Source organism: Micromonospora sp. M51, from assembly GCF_018070305.1.
In the GTDB taxonomy this organism is placed as follows: domain Bacteria; phylum Actinomycetota; class Actinomycetes; order Mycobacteriales; family Micromonosporaceae; genus Micromonospora; species Micromonospora parva.
The window spans coordinates 1-1,263 of record NZ_JAGPXZ010001166.1 but is presented as its reverse complement, the minus strand read 5'-3'; the positions used below and the strand labels follow the sequence as shown (position 1 = coordinate 1,263).

Annotated in this window: 1 protein-coding gene and 1 pseudogene; both read left to right on the top strand. The window is 72.0% G+C overall.

The features are described from left to right. On the top strand, nt 1-455 hold a 455-nt coding region (locus KBX53_RS33395), incomplete at its 5' end, for a CBS domain-containing protein (RefSeq protein ID WP_210863845.1). 173 nt (nt 456-628) lie between these two features. Further along, nucleotides 629-1,263 (top strand): annotated as a pseudogene (locus tag KBX53_RS33390) (tellurium resistance protein TerC); the annotation flags it as partial.

Sequence of the window (1,263 nt, the reverse complement as noted above, 5' to 3'; positions counted from 1 at the left end):
GTGCCCGTGGAAAGAGCGCGGCAGTGCTGGCCGGTGACCTGATGACCGCGCCGGCGATCACCACGAATCCGCAGGCGGCGCTGTCCGCCGCCGCCCGGCTGATGGACCGCGAACAGGTCAAGCGGCTGCCCGTGCTGGACGACCTCGGTCGGTTGGTCGGCATCGTCAGCCGTGCCGATCTGCTGCGGGTGCACCTGCGGTCGGACGCCGAGATCCGCGAGGACGTGGTGCAGGAGGTGCTCCGCCGGGTGCTCGCCGTACGGGACGGACTGGTGACCGTGGAGGTCCGTCACGGTGACGTGACGCTGGCCGGTCGGCTGGACCGCCGCTCCGCCGTGGACCTCGCCGGTCGGCTCGCGGGGCAGGTCAGTGGCGTCGTGCGGGTGATCAACGCGATCGCCTACGACGCCGACGACACGGTTCTCGACCCCGGCCAGGTGATGCCGGTCGCCTGAGCGCGGGTCGCGCGCACCGACTCCCGCTGCCGGTCGCCGCCCGGGTCGAGCGGGCCGGCCCGGCGACCCGGACTTCGTCGGACCGCCCGATGCCGGGTCGGGCGGTCACCTAGGCTCGAAAGAGGGCCGGCCTAGTGACGGGCGGTGCGCGGTGGTCGATGCGGAGGGCGTCGGTGGCTGAGGCGACGGTCGCGGTTCCGCTGTGGGCCTGGGCGGCGGTCGGCGTGGTGATCGCGGTGATGCTCGCCGTGGATGTGCTCCTGCACCGGGACAACCACGTCATCGAGCTCCGCGAGGCGGTGCTGTGGAGCGCCGTCTGGATCGGCGCGGGTCTGCTGTTCGGGCTGGTCGTCTGGTGGGGCCTCGGCGGTGACCCGGCCATCGCGTACTTCTCCGGCTACCTGCTGGAGAAGGCGCTCTCGGTGGACAACGTGTTCGTCTTCGCGCTGCTCTTCGGCTACTTCCAGGTGCCGCCGGGCTACCAGCACAAGGTGCTGTTCTGGGGTGTCGTGGGCGCGCTCGTCTTCCGGCTGCTGTTCATCCTCGCCGGTGCCGAGCTGCTGGACCGGCTCACCTGGGCCGGGTTCGTGCTGGGCGGGTTCCTGGTCTGGACCGGCTGGCGGCTGGCCGTACGCGGAAAGCCGGACGTCGACCCGGAACGCAACGTCGTGGTCCGGCTGTTCCGCAGGTTGGTGCCCACCGACGCTCGCTACCACGGCGACCGGTTCACCGCCCGGGTGGCCGGCCGGCGGGTGGCGACGCTGCTGCTGGTGGCGCTCGTCTCCATCGAGGCCACCGACGTGGTCTT